The following is an 18,176-nucleotide window of genomic DNA, read 5'->3' as shown; positions in this document are numbered from 1 at the left end:
GGCCAGATCGTGGAATCGGCCTTCACGAGGCCGGGGCGCGCGACGATCCTATGACCCGTCTTGGATTGCAGACCGTCTTGGGTTGCAGACCGTCTTGGGTTGGACCGCACGGGACAGGGCATGACACGCGTACGAACGAGCCTGCTCGCGGGCGTGGTGGGGATGATCGGGGTCCCGGCGGCGGCGGCGGAGCGGCCGGGCCGGGAAACGGACGAGGGCAGGACGGGCACGGACGCGCATGTCCGGATCTGCCCGACCCCCGGGACGGGGTTCTTCGTCATTCCGGGCACGGACACCTGCCTGCGGGTCTCCGGCCGGGCGCGGTTCGAGTATGCCTTCCAGAACGCCTACAGCCGCAATTCGGCCGGCGACATCAGCGGCTACCAGGCCCGCGCCCGCATCAACTTCGACGCCCGGACCCAGACCGATTACGGGGCCCTGCGCGGCTTCACCCGCATCGATGTCGGGAGCCGGACCGGGTTCGCCACCATGCATGCCGGGGCGTTCAACCGGATCGGCAACGCGTTCCCGGCCACCGGCGTCGACACCGCCGGCCGGGTCCAGCAGCAGGTGGCCCTGGACAAGGCCTTCGTGCAGTTCTCCGGCCTCACCGCCGGGCGGGCCTCGTCGTTCTTCGACTTCTACGCCCACGATTTCGAGTTCATCGTCGCGTCCATGGGCTCGAACATCCCGTCGACCAACCTCGCGGCCTACACGGCGAAGCTCGGCCGGGGCTTCTCCACCACCCTGTCGGTGGAGGATCCGCATTTCCGCCAGACGGCGGTCTATTCGACCCAGAACGCCCGGCCCCTGGTGCCGGGCCTCGACGGCGGGTTCGCGCCCCGGGCCGTGTCGCCGGTCTTCGTCGGGGCGAACCCGGACGGCACGCCCACGGGCATCGGCTTCGTCGAGTCGGCCCAGCGCAGCCGCGTGCCCGACCTCGTCGGCGTGCTGCGCTACGACGACACCTGGGGAGCGCTGCAGGGCTCCGCCGCCCTGCACGAGGTCAGCCCCGGCGTGCTCGCCCGCGACGCCTATCTCGGCACCCATCTGGGCGCGCCCGCCACCGCTTTCAACAGCCGCGACGCCGGCCGCGCGCCCTCGGCCTATGGCTGGGCCGTGCAGGGCGGCGTGAAGGTCAACCTGGCCGCACTCGCCCCCGGCGACACGGTCTATCTCCAGGTCGCCTACGGCGAGGGCACCGCCCTCTACACCGGCCTGCCGGCCTATGTCGGCCCCTACGCCCAATCGGCGACGGCGATCCAGGGCGCGCCGTTCACCCAGTTCCTCAACGACGCGGTGCTGAACCCGCTCACCAATCGCCTCGAACTCTCCACGAGCGTCTCGGTGACGGCGGCCCTGCTGCATTACTGGACGCCGTCCGTGCGCTCGGCGGCCTTCGGTTCCTACGGCGCCATGACGTTCGCGCCGGGCGCGCGCGCCGCGCAAGGCCTCGCCTCGGGCGTGACCGGCACCGGGCCGGGCCTGCCCGGCACGCGGTTCTTCGAACTGAACCAAGTGCTGCGGGATTCCTACCGCTTCGTCGTCGGCGCCAACCTGATCTGGTCCCCCGTCAAGGAATTCGATATCGGCGTCGAGGCGATCTACACCCGCTACGGCATGCAATCCGGGCGCGTCCTCGACCTCAGCCGGTTCCCGGCCCAGAACGCCGCCTTCGTCGACAACCCGGCCAACCCCGTCGCGACCATCTCCAGCGTCGACGCCGTCCAGGTCCGGGCCCGGGTGCAGCGGGACTTCTGATACTGTCTCCGGATGATCCATTCGGGGACAGTATCAGGCAGCCCGCGCGGCGCCTGAGCGAAGCCCAAATCCGCATTGCGAAGCGATCAACCGGATTTGGTATGAGGCGGGAGTTCCGGGGCGCGTCCCGCAGGCCAGTCTTGTCCATGTGCGGTCCAGCACACGCTGCCGGAACCGGGCACCCCTGTGCTTGTTGAGCAAGCACAATCGAGACGGACATCGGGTCTGTTCTTGACCGGGAGCCTGGAACTCAAATGAAGACGCGTCTTTCCGCCCTCGTCGCCGCCGTTGCTCTGGGTGCCGCCGCGATGTCGCCGGCGCTGGCCCATGACGGACAGTCGCGCTTCATGTCGTATTCGCCCTACGCACCCGAGACCACCGGCTCCCTGTACGTCGACGAGCGCGGCCCGACCTTCCTCGGCTGCCCCGTGAGCTCGGCCGCCGACGGCAACGCCAACCAGCAGACCCGCCCGGTGATGCAGTACGGCCAGACCGCGGGCGGCTCGTCCTGCTGAATGAACGGGTTGCCGTACGCGGACCCCGCTTGATCGCGCAAGAGCGATAGGACAAGAGCGATAGGACGAGAGCGCTAGGACCGGACGGCCGTGGGAGAACTCGCGGCCGTCTTCGCGTGGGCCGCCTTACGCTTCGTCGCGCAGCTGCCGGCGGATGATCTTGCCCGTGGTGGTCATCGGCAGGTGATCGCGGAATTCGAGCAGGCGCGGATACTCGTGGGCCGAGAGCCGGGTGCGGACGAAGGCCTGGATCTCGGTCGCCAGGGCCTCGGAGGGGGAAAAGCCTTCGCGCAGCACCACGTAGGCCTTCACGATCTCCGTGCGCAGGGGATCGGGCCGGCCCACCGCCGCCGCCATCGCCACGGCGGGGTGGCGGCTCAGGCAATCCTCGATCTCGGTTGGGCCGATGCGGTAGGCGGCGGACGTGATGAGGTCGTCCTCGCGTCCGACGAAGTGGACATAGCCGTCTGCATCCCGCCGCGCCGTGTCGCCGGTCAGCATCCAATCGCCGCGAAACTTGCTCGCCGTCGCCTCGGCCTGGTTCCAGTACCGCAGGAACATCACCGGGTCGGGCCGCGCGATGCAGATCTCGCCGGGCTCGTCGGCGTCGCATTCGGTGCCGTCGGGGCGCCGGATCGTCACCCGGTGGCCGGGCACGGGCCGCCCGGTGGAGCCGGGCCGCGCCACGCCGGCCGAGGGGCAGGCGGCGAGCACGAGGTTGCACTCCGTCTGGCCGTAGGCCTCACCGATGGTGAGGCCGAGGGCACCTTGCGCCCAAGCGTAGGTCTCGGGGCCCAGCGCCTCGCCGGCCGAGGCGATGTTGCGGAGCTTCGACAGGTCGAAGCGGCCGCGCGGATCCGGCACCGTGCGCAGCATCTTCAGGGCGGTGGGCGGCAGGAACGCGGTGGTGACGGCGTGTTCCGCCATGAGCCGGAACGCCGCCTCGGGCTCGAACCGCGCCGCCGGCTGCGCCACCACGGGCACGCCGAGGCGCAGGGCCGGCAGGGTGGCGTTGAGGAGGCCGCCGGCCCAGGCCCAGTCGGACGGCGTCCACAGGCGGTCGCCGGGGCGCGGCGGGAAGTCGTGCATCATCAGGAAGCCCGGCATGTGGCCGAGCAGCACCCGGTGTCCGTGGAGGGCGCCCTTGGCCTGCCCCGTGGTGCCGGAGGTGTAGATCATCAGGGCCGGATCGTCGGGCCCGGTGTCCACGGGGGTGAATGTCGCGTCCGATGCGTCGGCGAGCAGGTCGGCATAGGCGAGCGCCCCCTCGCCGGCGCCGTCGAGGCTGAGGACGAGGTCGAGGCCCGGCAATCCGGCGCGCAGGGGCGCGACCTTGGCGAGGCCCGCCGCGTCGGTGATCAGCGCCCGGGCGCCGGAATCGGCGAGGCGGTAGGCGAGCGCGTCGGGGCCGAACAGGCCAGCCAGCGGCAGCGCGATGGCGCCGAGCTTGTAGGCGGCGGCATGCGCCACCACCACGGCGGCCGATTGCGGCAGGAGCACCGCCACCCGGTCGCCCGGCCCGACGCCGCGTCGGCGCAGGGCCGCGGCGAGGCGGTCGGACTCCGCCTTCAGGGTGCCGAACGTGGTGGTGGCGACGCCCGCCGCCGTGACCGCCAGGATGGCGGGCCGGTCCGGCTCGCGCGTCCCCCAGACGTCGCAGACCTCCACGCCCATGTTGTACCGGGCGGGAATGTCCCAGGAAAAGCCCGCGACGAGGCCGGCATAGTCGGAGGCGGGCGCCAGCATGGCTGGGTTCAGAGCTTGTGGCCGGGGAAGCCGCCCGCATGGATGAAGTCGCCGATGGGGCGGCGCCCGTTCGGCACCTCCTTCTCGCGCTCCTCCTCGGTGAGGTCTTCGCGAGGCTTGGCGCGGCCGACCGCGTAGGCCGCCTCGACGTGGTTGCCCTCCGGCACGGCGAGCAGGGTCGCGGTGCGGGGCTTGTCGAACCCGCCCATGCCGTGGACGTGCCAGCCCTGGCGGATGGCCTGGAGCTGGAAGTTGGCCGAGGCCGCGCCGGTGTCCAGGGAATGGCTCGGCGTGGGCTTCAGGACATCGCCGACCTTCATGTGCGTGTTCGACACGAGGATGACCAGCGCCCCCGCATCCTTCGCCCATTTCTGGTTGCCCGGCACGAGGAGGTCGAGGAACGGCGCCCAATGAGGCGTGTCGCGCAGGGCATAGAGGAAGCGCCAGGGCTGGGAATTGTAGGAGGACGGCGCCCAGCGCGCGGCCTCGAACATCCGCAGCAATTCGGATTCCGGCACCGCCTCGCCGGTGAAGGCGCGCGGCGACCAGCGCTCGGTGAACAGGGGATCGATGGCATGGTCGGGCTGGCGCGGATTCACGGCAAAACTCCGGGGCGCGGGGAGCGCCGTTTCGCCTTTGCACCGGATGGGGGCCGGGTGCAAACCCCGGCCCCGTAGCCTTTGGTCCAAGGACTCCGCGGAGAGTCCGATCGAGGAGCGGCCTATTCGACGACCTTCGCGACGGGGCGGTCGTTGCCCTGCGCCGTCTCGTCGTGCCAGGCGCCCGCGCCGTCCTGATAGCGGATGCCTTCGGTCGAGCCCGGCACCTGCTGCTCGGCCGCCGCGGCCTGGGCCGCCTGGAGCGCCTCGTCGTGGCTCGGGAAGGTCTCGGAGAACACGTCGCCGACCTTGTAGGCGTAGCCGCCGTCGTGCTCGACGATGCGATAGGTGACGTCCGTCATGGGATTGGTCCTCGTGTTGTCGGGGGCGAACCGATGCGGGCCGCGGGTGGTTCCCGGTCGGGCCTTTCCCGGCGGGTAGCCGGCGCTTCGGGTTTCGGCGAGGGCCTTCGCCGTCCGGGTGGCCGGATTCACACGGCGGATTCGCGAACTCCGTCGGAGTCACGGAGCCCAACCCCACCGGCGGAGCCGTCGAAGCTGCCCCATCGGAGCGTGTATTCAAAAGGCGCGAATCTTGCCTTGTCGAATTTCGACAGGCGTCGGGCGCGTCCCATGGACCGCCCGGTGCCCTCTGCGAGCCGCGCAACGACGCGTGGTGGCGGGCCGGATCGTTCGCGACGAATCCGGCGGCCCCGCAGGAGCCTCGAACTAGAAGAAGGACAAGCAATGGCCTATCTCGCGCCCGCGGAGTTCGTCACCAAGATGGTGGACGCCGGCGAATCCAAAGTCTTCATGTCGACCCGCGACACCGTGATCCGCGCCTACATGGCCGGGGCGATCCTGGCGCTGGCCGCCGTCTTCGCCGTCACCATCACCCAGCAGACCGGCATCCCCATCCTCGGCGCGGCCCTGTTCCCCGTCGGCTTCTGCATGCTCTACCTGCTCGGCTTCGACCTGCTCACGGGCGTGTTCGTGCTCGCGCCCCTGGCCCTGCTGGACCGCCGCCCGGGCGTCACTTGGCGCGGCGTGCTGCGCAACTGGGGCCTCGTGTTCGTCGGCAACTTCCTCGGTGCGCTCACCGTCGCCCTGATGATGGGCTTCGTGTTCACCTTCGGCTTCACCGCGCCGCCCGATCAGGTCGGCACCTTCATCGCGGGCATCGGCGAGCGCCGCACCGTCGGCTACGCCGCGCACGGCACGGGGGGCTGGTTCACGATCTTCATCCGCGGGATGCTGTGCAACTGGATGGTCTCGACGGGCGTCGTCGGCGCGATGATCTCGACCACGGTCAGCGGCAAGGTGATCGCCATGTGGATGCCGATCATGCTGTTCTTCTACATGACCTTCGAGCATTCCGTGGTGAACATGTTCCTGTTCCCGTTCGGCCTGCTCATGGGCGGCCACTTCTCGATCATGGACTACCTCGTCTGGAACGAGATCCCGACGGTCCTGGGCAACCTCGTCGGCGGCCTCGCGTTCACGGGCCTCACCCTCTACACCACCCACGTCCGCACCGCCCCGAAGCGGAACGTGGTCGGGATCGAGCGCCGCCACGCGGCCTGAGCGTGCCTCACAATACTCCCGGTCACGACCGGTTCTCACGCCGAGCCCTTCGGTGCAGCGGGAGTTTTATGAGAGACACCGAATCCGGCACGACCGTCCGGGCCTCGCAGCGCGGGGCCCGGCCCACCGTTCCTCGATGATTCCCGGACGATGCCCCAGGACCTGACGCTCTCCCTCGGCCAGCACAGCGAACGCGGCCGCAAGGAGACCAACCAGGATTTCCACGGGGCTGCCCTCCCCGGGCGCCCCGCCCTCGCCCTCAAGGGCGCCGTCCTCGCCATCGCGGACGGGATCGGCAGCAGCCCCGTCAGCCACATCGCCAGCGAGACGGCGGTCAAGAGCTTCCTGTCGGACTATTACGACACCCCCGACACCTGGTCGGTGAAGACCTCGGCGCAGCGCGTCATCGCGGCCACCAATTCGTGGCTCCACGCCGAGACCCGGCGCAACCGCCACCGGCACGACCCCGAGGGCGGCCGGGACCGGGGCTACGTCACCACCTTCAGCGCCCTCGTGCTCCGGTCGCGCACGGCCCACATCTTCCACGTCGGCGACGCCCGCGTGTCGCGGGTGTCGGGGCGCTCCCTCGAAGACCTCACCGAGGACCACCGCGTGGTCCTGTCGGCCACCGAATCCTATCTCGGCCGGGCGCTGGGCGCCGCCGCCCACGTGGAGATCGACCATCGCCGGGTCGGCCTCGAGCGCGGCGACGTCTTCCTCCTGACCACCGACGGCGTGCACGAGCACGTGCGGCCCGAGGCCATGGCGGCGGAGGTGGCCCGGCACGGCGACGATCTCGACCGGGCCGCCCAAGCGATCGTCAGGCGTGCCTACGAGAACGGCAGCGGCGACAACCTCACCGTCCAGATCGTGCGCATCGACGCCCTGCCCGACGGCGATCCGGCCGAGCATCTCGGCCGGAGCGCGGACCTGCCCCCGGCCCCGCTCCTCGACCCGCCGGCCCTGTTCGACGGCTACCAGGTGCTGCGCACTCTGCACGCGAGCCACCGCAGCCACGTCTACCTCGCCCTCGACGGGGAGACCGGCGCGCAGGTCGCCCTCAAGATGCCCTCGACGGACCTGCACGGCGATCCCGCGGGTTTGCGCCGGATGGTGATGGAAGAGTGGATCGCCCGGCGCATCGACAGCCCGCACGTGCTGACGGCCCCCGTGCAGACCCGCCCCCGCAGCCACCTCTACACGGTGATGGACTACGTCGAAGGCCAGACACTGGCGCAATGGCTGCGGGACAACCCCACGCCGGGCCTCGAAACCGTGCGCGGCCTCGTCGAGCAGATCGCCCGCGGGCTGCAGGCGTTCCACCGGCGCGAGATGGTGCACGGCGACCTGCGCCCCGCCAACATCCTCCTCGACGCGGCCGGCACCGTGCGCCTCATCGATTTCGGCTCGACGCGGGTCGCCGGCATCGCCGAGGATTCGGAAGCGGGCGAACCGGCCCTCGGCACGATCCAGTACACGGCGCCCGAGTGCCTCGCGGGCCACCCGGCGACGCCGGCCTCGGACCTGTTCTCCGTGGGCGTCATCGCCTACCAGATGCTCACCGGGCGCCTGCCCTACGGCGCCAAGGCGGCGCAGGCCGTCACGGAGGCGCGCGGGCGGCGGCTGAACTACGTCTCCGTCGCCGCCGCCCGCGCCGGGCTGCCGCCCTTCGTCGACGCCGCCCTGCGCAAGGCCGTGCATCCGAACCCGGCGCTGCGCTACGACGCCGCCTCGGCCTTCGTGGCGGACCTGCGTGCCCCGAACGCCGCCCTGCCGGGCCTGCGGCCGGCGGCCCTGCTGGAGCGCGACCCCGTCCTGTTCTGGAAGCTCGTCGCCCTGGCCCTGGCCGTCGCGGTGGTCTGGCTGCTGGCCCACCGGGCCTGAGCCCATCTCCGCCCCCTAATGCCGGGTGACGGCCGCCCAGGGGAGGTTCGGCACCGCCGCTTCGCAGCCGGCGATGAGGGAGGCGCGGACGTCGTCGGAATCGTAGCCGCGCCCGTGCGGGAAGGCGACGATCTGCGCCGTCGCCTCGCCGGCCCGGCGGATCCGGGCGATCCAGGCCTCGGCCTCGCGGGTGAAGCGGACCTCGTAGGTCACGCCGTCCTGCTCGAAGGTGTGGGGCTCCATGCGGCGTCTCCTGTCCCGGATCCTCGCTGTCGCGCGTGCGACGTCCCGCGGGGCCTCGCCCCATATGGGCGGCCGGGGTATGGGGTCCAAGCCGTCGTCGCCGTTCGCCCCCGAGGTCCGCCCATGCGCCTGTCCGCCTTTCGTGCCCTGATCCTCGCGGGGCTGGCCTGCGGCTCGGTGTGCGGACCCGCGAGTGGACCCGCCGGAGCGCAGGGCCGCGGGCGCGCGCCGGCCCCCGACACCGTGCCGCCGAACCCGTTCGCGTCGAACTACCCCTCGCGGCCGCCCGAGGCGGCCCGGCCGCGCCCGCGCCGGGACCGGGGCGGCGAAGGCCTGCGCCCGCCGCGCGACATCCCGCTGCGCTGAGCCCCACCCTCCTCACCCCTTCCCCCCTTGCGAGGCACCCATGCATCGTTCCCTGAAATCCGCCCTGCGGGCCGCCGTGCTCTCCCTTGGCATCGCCTCCCTCGGCCTCGGGCCCGCCGAGGCCGCCGACCGGACCCTGCGCATCGGCTACCAGCGCTCCTCGACCCTCATCGCCCTGCTGCGCCAGGATGCCGGCCTGGAGACCGCCCTCAAGCCGGCGGGCGTCACGGTGTCCTGGCACGAGTTCACCAGCGGCCTGCCGATCATGGAGGCCCTCAACGCCGGGCAGATCGACGTCTCGGCGGATGTCGCCGACACGGTGCCGCTCTTCGCCCAGGCGGCGGGGGCCAAGATCACCTACATCGCCCAGGAGGCGCCCTCGCCCGAGGCCCAGGCGATCCTGGTGCCGGGGGATTCGCCGCTCACATCCGTGGCCGACCTCAAGGGCCGGCGGGTCGCCGTGACCAAGGGCTCGGGCAGCCACTACCTGCTGCTGGCGGCGCTCGCCGAAGCCGGCCTCTCGTTCAAGGCCATCACCCCCGCCTACCTCACCCCCGCCGACGGCCGCGCGGCCTTGGCGAGCGGCGGCGTCGAGGCCTGGGTGGCGTGGGACCCGTTCCTGTCGGCGGCCCGCCAGCAATCGGGCGCGCGGGTCCTGCGCGACGGCGCCGGCCTGTCGCTCTACACGCGCTACTACCTCGCGGCCGACGATTACGTGGTCAAATCCGGCGACGTCCTCGGCATCCTGTTCGCCAAGCTCGCCGAGACCGGCACCTTCGTGAAGGCCGAGCCGGAGGCCGCCGCCGCCCGCTTGGCGCCCCTGTGGAAGATCGACGCCGACGTGATCGTGCGCGCCAACGCCCGCCGCAGCTACCGGGTCGAGCCCGTCACCCGGGCGGCCCTGGGGGAGCAGCAAAAGATCGCCGACGCCTTCCGGGCCGAGGGCCTGCTGCCCCGCCCCGTCGACGCCTCCGCCCTCGCCATCTGGCAGCCGCCGGCCCGGTAGGCGGGGGGCCTCACACGGCGAGGCCGAGCTGGCGCGGGGCCTCGCCCGCGCCGGTGTCGAGGCCCGAGAGCGACACCCCGATCAGCCGCACGCTGCGGCGCAGGGGGAACACGTCGCGCAGGAGGCCGAGGCTGACCTGCGCCATTGCCTCGCGGCTGGCGACCGGCGCGCCGAGGGAGCGCGCCCGGGTGATCTGTTCGAAATCCGAGAACTTCAGCTTCAGGGTCACGGTGCGGCCGGCGACGCCCTTGCCCGCGCAGGTGGTCCAGACCTTGTCGAGGAGCGGCTGAAGCCGCTCGGCCAGCACGTCGAACGCGGTGGTGTCCTCCGAAAACGTGGTCTCGGCCCCCACCGACTTGCGGATGCGGTGCGCCCGCACGGGGCGCTCGTCGATGCCCCGGGCGACGCCGTGGTAATACCCGCTCGCGCTGCCGAACACGGCTTGGAGTTCGGCGAGCGAGCGCGCCCGGAGGTCGCCGCCCGTGAGGATGCCGAGGCGCTTCATCTTGGCCTCCGTCACCGGGCCGACCCCGTGGAAGCGCCCGATGGGCAGGGCCTCGACGAAGGCCGGGCCCATGGCGGGGGTGATGACGAAAAGGGCGTCGGGCTTGCGGTAGTCGGACGCGACCTTGGCCAGGAACTTGTTGTACGAGACCCCCGCCGAGGCGACGAGGCCGGTGCGGGCCAGGATCTCGGCCCGGATGGCCCGGGCGACCGCGGTCGCGGTGGGCAGCCCCCGGAGGTTCTCGGTCACGTCGAGATAGGCCTCGTCGAGGGAGACCGGCTCGACGATGGGCGTGTGCTCGGAGAACACCGCCTGGATCTCGGCCGACACCGCCTTGTAGACGTCGAAGCGCGGCTTGACGAAGACGAGGTCGGGGCAGAGCCGCCGGGCCGTCACCGAGGGCATCGCCGAGCGCACGCCGAACACCCGCGCCTCGTAGCTCGCCGCCGCGACGACGCCGCGCTCCCGCGACCCGCCCACCGCCAGGGGCCGCCCCCGCAGAGCCGGATCGTCGCGCTGCTCCACGGAGGCGTAGAACGCATCCATGTCGATGTGGATGATCTTCCGGGTGGGCGCGGTGCTGGCGTCGGTCGTGGCTTCGGTCTCGCGCGACATCGGCCCTCGCGTCTCGGGCGCGGCGAACTGTTCGGTCTTTGTTCTCTTGTTGTGGATCGGGGGGCGGGGGTCAAGGGTGGGGCGCGGGGGTCCCCGACCCACATCCTCATCCTGAGGTGCTCATCGCGAAGGGATAAGCCTCGAAGGAGGGCTCCAAAAGCCAGAGCGACCCTTGGAGCCCTCCTTCAACGCCGCCGACGCGGCACCTCAGGATGAGGGGGTTGAGAAGAATCAGGCCAAAGCCCCATCTGGGATCGCCATAACTCTCAGGATTGGGACTTTTCGCGGCCGCGCGATCCAGGAAAATCGACCGCCTCCACCCCAAACATCACACCGGCGCCGGTCCAGGCGACCCCACCGTCCCACACGAATAACAAAACCGGTCGAAGGTGCTCTTGCGGTGGTCGCAGGCCGGGCAGTGTTCGAAGACGCCGATGCCGCAATGCGGGCAGAAATTGGCGGCCGGGTTGGCGAGGTCGATGGGCCGTTCACAGCCGGGGCAGACCTTCTTGGCGAGGCGGAGTTGGGCCTGGTCGGTGGCGATCTCCGTGCGGCGCTCGGCGTCGGGGCGGGCTTCCGCCGCCTTTTGGCGCTCGTTGTAGGCGTGGAGCGCGTTGATCGCCGTGCGGCCGACGAGGAACGTCACGATCACCCCGACGCCGTAATGCACGTAGCCCCCGTAGCTCGGCAGGTAGGGCACCAGCTCCACGAAGAACGCGAAGGCGGCGGCGAGGGCGAAGCCCCAGACGTAGGGCCAGTTGCGGGTGTGGAGGCGCCGGGCGAGCAGCCATCCGGCGAGTGCCAGCAGGGGCAGGGTGAGGGCGAGGCGGTAGCCGAACACCCGCAGCTCCTGGCCGTGCTCGGCCGCGTCGAGCTTTGTTTGGGCCGCGCCCCGCAGCTCGGCCTCGACGGCGTCCTGCGCGGATTCGCGCTCGGAGAGGTCGAGGGCGGTGCGGTTCAGGGCTTCGAGCCGCTCCTCCACGGCGCGCTCGGCCGCCTTCAGGGCGTCGAGCCCCTCCGTGCGGGCGATGAGGGCCGGGTCCTGGTCGACGCGCCGGGTGGCGTCGCGGGTCTTCAGCCAGTTGGCGAAGGTCTCGCGGGCGGCCTCCGAGGCCGAGCGCGCGGCGTCGAGGGCGAGCTGAGCCTGCTCGGCCTGCCGCCGGGCGTCGTCCTGCGCGCGGCGGATCGCCTTGAGGGCGTCCGTCGAGGCTCGGGCCTGCTCCCGGTCGAGGAACTGTTCGAGGGTGAAGCGGTGCTCGACCTGCGGCAGGTCGCCGACCACGAGGGCGCCGAGGCCGATAAGGAACACCGCGAAGGCGAGGGCCACGAGCCACAGCACGAAATTGAACCACCGTTCGGACAAGCGACGACCGGAACGCATGGGGAGACCTCGCGGGTTTGGTGGGGGATGCGCGTCCGGCCGGGTTTCTAACCCGGCCGGACGCGCGCCTCGTTGCGGTGGCAGGATTCGAGGTCGCGGACCGAGCGGTTGTAGGTCTCGCCGAAGAGCTGGGCCGGCTGGCTCGGATCGCCCTTGGCGCGGATGTCGCGGGCGACGTCGCGGCCGTGCCCGATCACGCGGGCGACGGTGTCGGTGTAGCCGGTGCAGGACGAATTCGCCTTGGGGCTCAGGGCGTCGAGGGTCGCGCCGAGCTGCGCGTTGGCCGTCGACACCGCCGCGAGGGCGGCGAGGAAGGGCGCCACGTCGGCCTTCGGCCCCAGGGCCTCGAACCGCCGCACCGCCCGGCGCAGGGCGAGGCTGGTGGACAGGAGCCGGCGGGCGGGCGCGTCCTCGGGGAGCGCGGCGAGGCGCGCCTCGTCCCGGGCGATCTCGCGCTCGAACAGGGCGGTGCCGTAGGCGTCCATGGCCTTGGCGGCGGCCTCGACGCGGGGCACCAGGATCGGATGCTGCTCGCGGGCGAGGCGGTAGCCGTCCTCCTTGAACTCGCGGGTGGTCTGGTAGCGGGTCAGGGCCTTCAGGGTCGGGTTGAGGGCGCGCAGGGCGTCGCGCAGGCGCGCGGCCTCGGCGTCGATCTCCGGCACGGTCCCGGGCAGCGCGATCGCCGTGTCCAGTTCGTCCAGGACCCCGTCGAAATCGACGATGCCGAAATGGTACCAGGCGTTGGCGCCGAGCTTGGTCCCGAGCTTCAGGACCCGCTCGTTGTCGCGGCGGTAGTCCGCGAGCTGCCGCTCCAGGGGGTGGGAGCGGACGAGGTGGTTCTGCACCTCCGTGTAGGCATTGGCCTTGGCCAGGACTTGGGCCAGGACTTGAGCCTCGGGGTTCGGGGGCGCGGGCGCACGGGCCGGCGCCCGCCCGGAGGGCGGCGCGGGCGGGGTCTGCAGCAGGGCCTGCGCGGCCGGGGCCAGGGCCGGGAAGTCGCACCGGAACGCCTCGGTCAGGCTCCGGCGTACGGCCTCGTGGGCCTGGGCGCATTGATACGCCACCGTCGGGCGGGCGGACGCATCGCGCGCCACGGCATTCCGGAAGCTCTCCCGCAGGGTGTTGATGCCTTGGCGAATGCCGGGCCGGGCCGCCTCGGGCACGCCCGGGCTCGCGGCGCATCGCGCATACGCGTCGAGGAAGGCGTCGCAGCTCTCCACGCCCACGACGTCGACCGGCGTGATGGCCGCCGCAGGCCGGGCCGCGAAGCCGGCCAGGATCGCCAGCGCGCCCGCCACGGTTCGGGCCACGCGGCTGCTTGTCCGTCCGGGTCCGTGCATGCGTGGTCCTTGGATTGGGGGAGCCCGGGGTCGGGGGGCCCGGGGTGGGCGGCTTCGCCTGTCATGCGGACCCGGACCCGCTTGCGCAAGCTGTCGCACGCGCGGGGCATCGCCATCCGGTCGCCGATCCCTATCTCCCGAAGGGACTCATCACCGTACCGGACGAACCGTCGTTCGACCGAGCCGGCCCCGGCCGGCGGGCGGGCGCGGTTGCCCAGCAGGCGCCGCGACCATGCCCCTCCCCTCGCCGTCCCCCGCCGCCGCATCCCCGCCCCGCCTGTGGCGGCCCCAGCGCGTCCTCATCACCCGCGCGGCCCGCGGGTTCGCCCATGGCCGGGCCATCGCCGAGCGCGCCGCCGCCCTCGGCGCCGAGGTGGTCGAACTCGCCGGCGATCGCCTGGTCGCCCCGAAGCACGACGACCCGCGCGCGGCCTACCGCGCCGCCAAGGGTACCCTCGCGGTGGTGGTGGCGCCCCCGAGCAAGCGCCGGCTGCAGCCGATCCCGCCCTCGGCCGACTGGCGCTTCGACCTCGCCGAGGGCTGCCACGCCCATTGCCAGTACTGCTACCTCGCCGGCTCGCTCAGCGGCCCGCCGATCACCCGCGTCTACGCGAACGTCGACGAGATCCTCGCCGTGCTGCCGGCGCATCTCGGCAGCGGCGGCGTCACCTCCGTGTCGCCCGAGCGCGCGCACGAGGGCACCACCTTCGAGGGCTCCTGCTACGCCGACCCCCTCGGCATCGAGCACCTCACCGGCAGCCTGTCGGAGGCCGTGCGGTTCTTCGGGCGCTGGGACGCGCCGGTGCAGCTGCGCTTCACCAGCAAGTTCGGCGACGTCTCGCCCCTCATCGGCCTGCCGCACGGACGGCGGGTGCGGGTCCGCATGTCGGTGAACGCCCAAGGGCTGATTCGCTTCGAGGGCGGCACCAGCCCGCTCCAGGCCCGCCTCGACGGGCTCGCGCGCCTCGCCCGCGACGGCTACCGCGTCGGGCTCACGGTGGCGCCGATCCAGCCCTTCGCCGACTGGCCGGCGGGCTACGACGATCTGTTCGCCCGCATCGCCGCGGCGCTGGCCGGAATTCCCGACCTCGATCTCACGGCGGAGCTCATCACCCACCGGTTCACGCCCGGCTCGAAGACCGTCCTGCGCGACTGGTATCCGGGCAGCGACCTCGACCTCGACGAGGCGGCGCGCACCCGCAAGCTGACGAAGTTCGGCTCGACCAAGTACGTCTACCCCGCCGAGACCATGCGGACCCTGCGCGCATCCCTTACGGAGATGCTGGGGCGCCACCTGCCCATGGCGCGGGTCCTGTACTGGACGTGACCCGGGCTTTTCTTCCGGAACGCGCGGCTTTGCGGGAGGCCGCCGCTTGCCTGCGGCGAATCCCGTCATATAACAAGAACATATCATGAACTCGTGCGTTGTCCGACACGATCACGACAGGGAGGGACCTCCATGGCCCGCTACCGCTTCCATGCGATGAACGGCTCGGACTTCGTGTTCGACGCCGTCGGCAAGGACATCCGCGCACCCGGCCGCGTGACCCGCTGGGCGGAAAGCGTGGCGCAGGACCTGATGGGCCGCCTCGACGGGGAGACGGACTGGTCCGCCTGGTACGTCAGCGTCCACGACCTCAGCGGCCGGCGCGTCCTCGTGCAGCCGTTCGTGCCCCCGCACGGGGATGCGCTCCCACGGGGGGCTTCACGCCGATCCCAGCCCGCCCCCCAGATGACGGCCTGACCGCCCGGGACGCCATGCGGCATCATGGGGGAGGCCGCCCGTCGAACCCGGGGCCGGGGCCGCCGGTTGGAACGCCATGAGCCAGCACAGCGCCGACCCCGCCCAGCAGATCATCGACGCCCGACGCCGCGAGATGGCCGTCGAACACCTGTTGTTCGGAACCATCCGGTTCCTCGCCCAGCGTCATCCCGAACTGCTCGACGATCTCGAAGGCAGCCTCGATCATCTCTGGGACAAGGGTCCGGCGGACGAGCGCGACGACGAGGCCGTGCGCGAGGTCGCGCGGCGCTTCGTCGGGAGCCTCCGGGTCGAGCGCTGAGGGCGATTGGCTCCCCGAACGGCCGCACGTTCGAGCCGCCAAGATAATCCTTCATGAAACCAAGGGTTTCGGGGCGAGAGACTTGCTGCACCCGAACGTAATACAGAACAGCATTCCTTTGACTTGATGCATGCGGCAAGGCGACATTGTCGATGGTTCGCCGCCGCACTGCTGGTCCGATCAGTGATCCTCCCATCGCGAAATCAGGCGTCCGGCGGCGAGGCCGATCCTGACCTTGCAGGTCTCGAATCTCCCGGTCGCACCGGGGGGTTCGAGAGACTGCGTGTGCGATCCCGGAGTGTCTCCCGTGCTGCGAAAATCCGCCTGCCTGTTCGCGTTCGCCCTGACCGTGCTCACACCCGCGTTCGGGGTCGCCGCGCAGGAGCCCGTGGCCGCGACCCAACCGAACGTCGCGCAGTCTACGGCGAGCCCCCTGGTCTCCACGGAATGGCTGGAGAAGAACCTCGAGGCGAAGAAGCTCCGCATCGTCGAGGTCAGCGTCGATCCGGGCGTGTTCGAGCGCGGGCACATCCCCGGCGCCCAGAACGTCGCCTGGCACACGGACCTCGTCGAGACCGTGAGCCGCGACATCGCCGGGCCGGACAAGTTCGCCGCCCTGGTGCGGCGGCTGGGCATCGACCGCGACACCACCGTGGTGCTCTACGGCGACAACAACAACTGGTTCGCCGCCTGGGGCGCCTGGGTGTTCGCCCAGTACGGCCTGACCGACAACGTCAAGCTGCTCGATGGCGGACGCAAGAAGTGGGAGGCCGAGAAGCGCCCCCTCGACACCCGCAACCCCGAGGTCGCAGCCTCGGCCTTCGCCGTCACGCCGGCTTCGCCGGCTCTGCGCGCCCGCCTCGCCGACGTGCTGGCGGTGGCCAAACGCGAGCGCGACGAACAGATCCTCGACATCCGCTCGCCCGACGAGTTCAGCGGCAAGGTGATCGCCCCGGCCGGGGTGCAGGAACTCGCCATCCGCGCCGGCCACATCCCCGGTTCGGTGAACGTGCCCTGGGCCAAAGCGGTGAACGCCGACGGGACGATCAAGTCTCCGGCGGAACTCAAGGCCCTCTACGCGGCGGCCGGCATCGACGGCACCAAGCCGATCATCACCTCCTGCCGCATCGGCGAGCGCTCCAGCCACTCATGGTTCGTCCTCAGCCGCATCCTCGGCTACCCGACCCGCAACTACGACGGCTCGTGGACCGAGTACGGCAACACCGTCGGCGTGCCCGTGGTGAACCTCGCCGGGACCGTCTGGGGCGGCAAGTGAGCGACGGCGTCGCGGCGCGCCCCCTTGCGCCGCCCGCCCCATCGAACGCCTCCGTCCGGACGGACGGGGGCGCCCCCCTGCGGGTCGCCGGGGCGCTCGCCATCGCGGGCGGCCTCGCCCTTGCGGCCCACACCCTCGCGGGCGAACCGGGGGGCGGGCGGCTCGCCCTGTCCCTGACCTTCGGCGCCCTGTTCGGCTTCGTGCTCCAGCGCAGCCGCTTCTGCTTCTACTGCCAGTGGCGCGACCTCCTCGTCACAGGCGATCCGCGCGGGATGCTCGGCATCCTGGCCGCCCTCGCGGCGGGAATCGCCGGCTATACCGTGGTGCTGGGCGCCTGGATGCCGGACCCGTCCGGCGCGCGCCTGCCGCCCGACGCCCATATCGGCCCGGTGGGACCGGTGCTCGTGCTCGCCGGCGCGGTGTTCGGGGCCGGCATGGCGATCTCGGGCTCCTGCATCGGCGCGCATCTCTACCGCCTGGGCGAAGGCTCGCCGACGGCGCCGTTCGCGCTGCTGGGCACCGGCCTCGGCTTCGCCCTCGGGTTCGCCACCTGGAATCCGCTCTACCTCGTCAGCGTCTCGGAGGCGCCGGTCCTGTGGCTGCCGCGCCACCTCGGCTACGCCGGGAGCCTCGTCGCCGCCCTGGCGGTGCTCGGCGCCCTCGCCCTGCTCCTGCTGCGCCGCCTGCCGGCGCCCGAAGCCGTGGCGCCGCCGGGCCACCTGTCGCAGAGCCACCTGTCGCAGAGCCACCTGCCGCAGAGCCACCTGCCGCCAACGAGCCCCTGGCACGCGGTGTTCGTCGTCCGCTGGCCGGTCTGGCTCGGCGGGTTGGCGGTGGGGGCGCTGGCGACCCTCGCCTACCTGCGGGTCGGCCCCCTCGGGGTCACGGCCGAGATCGGCGGACGCAGCCGGCAGGCGGCGGGGGCCTTCGGGCTGCTGCCCGAGCGCCTGGAGGGGCTCGATACGTTCCGGGGCTGCGCCACGGCCGTGCGGGACGCGGTGCTGACGCCCAACGGCCTGTTCGTCGGCGGCCTCGTGCTGGCCTCCCTCGCGGCGGCCCTCGCGGCGGGCCAGTTCCGCCCGGCCCTGCCGACGCCGGGCCAGATCGGGCGCGGCCTCATCGGCGGGCTCCTCCTCGGCTGGGGCGCCATGACCGGGCTCGGCTGCAGCGTCGGCACCCTGCTGTCGGGGATCATGGCCGGCGCCGTCTCCGGCTGGGTGTTCGGCCTCGCCCTATTTGCGGGTGCGGCCGGCACCCTGTGGGTCGGGCGACGGGCACGTCTTCTGGCGTAGA

The 18,176-nt window shown here is 71.9% G+C and carries 18 protein-coding genes; 11 read left to right on the top strand and 7 right to left on the bottom strand.

All coding sequences use genetic code 11. The features are described 5' to 3' along the window. Window positions 1-120: 120 nt before the first annotated feature. Window positions 121-1,761, top strand: coding sequence for a porin (locus tag ASF22_RS12640; RefSeq protein ID WP_244474275.1), 1,641 nt, complete (start codon window positions 121-123; stop codon window positions 1,759-1,761). Window positions 1,762-2,015: 254 nt separating this feature from the next. Continuing rightward, window positions 2,016-2,276 (top strand): hypothetical protein, encoded by a 261-nt coding sequence (locus ASF22_RS12635; protein ID WP_056264797.1) that lies wholly within the window; start codon window positions 2,016-2,018, stop codon window positions 2,274-2,276. 126 nt (window positions 2,277-2,402) lie between these two features. On the opposite strand, the gene ASF22_RS12630 is transcribed toward ASF22_RS12635, so the two are convergent. The 3 genes from ASF22_RS12630 to ASF22_RS12620 form a co-directional block, all read right to left on the bottom strand. Continuing rightward, window positions 2,403-4,022, bottom strand: a complete 1,620-nt coding sequence (locus tag ASF22_RS12630) for an AMP-binding protein (protein ID WP_056264794.1) — start codon at window positions 4,020-4,022, stop codon at window positions 2,403-2,405. Between the two features lie 8 nt (window positions 4,023-4,030). After that, on the bottom strand, window positions 4,031-4,621 hold the full coding sequence (locus tag ASF22_RS12625) for a nitroreductase family protein (protein ID WP_056171021.1): 591 nt from the start codon (window positions 4,619-4,621) through the stop codon (window positions 4,031-4,033). 122 nt (window positions 4,622-4,743) lie between these two features. Next, window positions 4,744-4,983, bottom strand: coding sequence for a hypothetical protein (locus ASF22_RS12620; RefSeq protein WP_056171051.1), 240 nt, complete (start codon window positions 4,981-4,983; stop codon window positions 4,744-4,746). Between the two features lie 384 nt (window positions 4,984-5,367). On the opposite strand from ASF22_RS12620, the gene ASF22_RS12615 reads away from it, so the two are divergent. Both ASF22_RS12615 and ASF22_RS12610 read left to right on the top strand, forming a co-directional pair. Then, window positions 5,368-6,204 (top strand): formate/nitrite transporter family protein, encoded by an 837-nt coding sequence (locus ASF22_RS12615; RefSeq protein WP_056171018.1) that lies wholly within the window; start codon window positions 5,368-5,370, stop codon window positions 6,202-6,204. 150 nt (window positions 6,205-6,354) lie between these two features. Continuing rightward, window positions 6,355-8,088, top strand: coding sequence for a bifunctional protein-serine/threonine kinase/phosphatase (locus ASF22_RS12610; RefSeq protein WP_056264792.1), 1,734 nt, complete (start codon window positions 6,355-6,357; stop codon window positions 8,086-8,088). Between the two features lie 15 nt (window positions 8,089-8,103). Here ASF22_RS12610 and ASF22_RS12605 read toward each other — a convergent pair whose 3' ends face one another. After that, window positions 8,104-8,331 (bottom strand): hypothetical protein, encoded by a 228-nt coding sequence (locus ASF22_RS12605; protein ID WP_056171013.1) that lies wholly within the window; start codon window positions 8,329-8,331, stop codon window positions 8,104-8,106. A gap of 123 nt (window positions 8,332-8,454) precedes the next feature. Between ASF22_RS12605 and ASF22_RS12600 the strand changes: the two genes are divergently transcribed. Together ASF22_RS12600 and ASF22_RS12595 are read left to right on the top strand one after the other, a co-directional pair. Then, complete coding sequence (locus ASF22_RS12600) at window positions 8,455-8,697, top strand: hypothetical protein (protein WP_056171012.1); 243 nt, start codon at window positions 8,455-8,457, stop codon at window positions 8,695-8,697. 40 nt (window positions 8,698-8,737) lie between these two features. Beyond that, window positions 8,738-9,703 carry an aliphatic sulfonate ABC transporter substrate-binding protein gene (locus tag ASF22_RS12595; protein ID WP_056264789.1) on the top strand — a complete coding sequence of 322 codons (966 nt, stop codon included), beginning with the start codon at window positions 8,738-8,740 and terminating at the stop codon, window positions 9,701-9,703. Window positions 9,704-9,713: 10 nt separating this feature from the next. On the opposite strand, the gene dinB is transcribed toward ASF22_RS12595, so the two are convergent. The 3 genes from dinB to ASF22_RS12580 all read right to left on the bottom strand — a co-directional run bounded on the left by dinB (window position 9,714) and on the right by ASF22_RS12580 (window position 13,514). Continuing rightward, window positions 9,714-10,823, bottom strand: coding sequence for a DNA polymerase IV (dinB, locus tag ASF22_RS12590; RefSeq protein ID WP_056171007.1), 1,110 nt, complete (start codon window positions 10,821-10,823; stop codon window positions 9,714-9,716). 328 nt (window positions 10,824-11,151) lie between these two features. Continuing rightward, a complete protein-coding gene (locus ASF22_RS12585) occupies window positions 11,152-12,204 on the bottom strand; it encodes a zinc ribbon domain-containing protein (RefSeq protein ID WP_056264786.1) in 1,053 nt (350 codons plus the stop codon). A 47-nt stretch (window positions 12,205-12,251) separates the two neighbouring features. Then, complete coding sequence (locus ASF22_RS12580) at window positions 12,252-13,514, bottom strand: DUF3829 domain-containing protein (protein ID WP_056264782.1); 1,263 nt, start codon at window positions 13,512-13,514, stop codon at window positions 12,252-12,254. 262 nt (window positions 13,515-13,776) lie between these two features. On the opposite strand from ASF22_RS12580, the gene ASF22_RS12575 reads away from it, so the two are divergent. From ASF22_RS12575 to ASF22_RS12555, 5 genes are all read left to right on the top strand, one after another. Further along, window positions 13,777-14,871, top strand: coding sequence for a spore photoproduct lyase family protein (locus ASF22_RS12575; RefSeq protein ID WP_056264778.1), 1,095 nt, complete (start codon window positions 13,777-13,779; stop codon window positions 14,869-14,871). Between the two features lie 132 nt (window positions 14,872-15,003). Then, window positions 15,004-15,288, top strand: coding sequence for a hypothetical protein (locus ASF22_RS12570; RefSeq protein ID WP_244473754.1), 285 nt, complete (start codon window positions 15,004-15,006; stop codon window positions 15,286-15,288). A 76-nt stretch (window positions 15,289-15,364) separates the two neighbouring features. Continuing rightward, a complete protein-coding gene (locus tag ASF22_RS12565; protein ID WP_200927130.1) occupies window positions 15,365-15,607 on the top strand; it encodes a hypothetical protein in 243 nt (80 codons plus the stop codon). Window positions 15,608-15,995: 388 nt separating this feature from the next. After that, window positions 15,996-16,883 (top strand): sulfurtransferase, encoded by an 888-nt coding sequence (locus tag ASF22_RS12560; protein WP_244474284.1) that lies wholly within the window; start codon window positions 15,996-15,998, stop codon window positions 16,881-16,883. Beyond that, window positions 16,880-18,175: a YeeE/YedE thiosulfate transporter family protein gene (locus ASF22_RS12555; RefSeq protein WP_056264774.1), complete on the top strand. Its 1,296-nt coding sequence runs from the start codon at window positions 16,880-16,882 to the stop codon at window positions 18,173-18,175. Before ASF22_RS12560 ends, ASF22_RS12555 begins: the two co-directional genes overlap by 4 nt. The last annotated feature ends 1 nt before the right edge of the window (window position 18,176 follow it).

The sequence above is a fragment of the Methylobacterium sp. Leaf87 genome, from assembly GCF_001422775.1.
Taxonomy (GTDB): Bacteria; Pseudomonadota; Alphaproteobacteria; order Rhizobiales; family Beijerinckiaceae; genus Methylobacterium.
The sequence above is the reverse complement of the archived record's forward strand: the minus strand, read 5'-3'. Positions and strand labels throughout refer to the sequence as shown.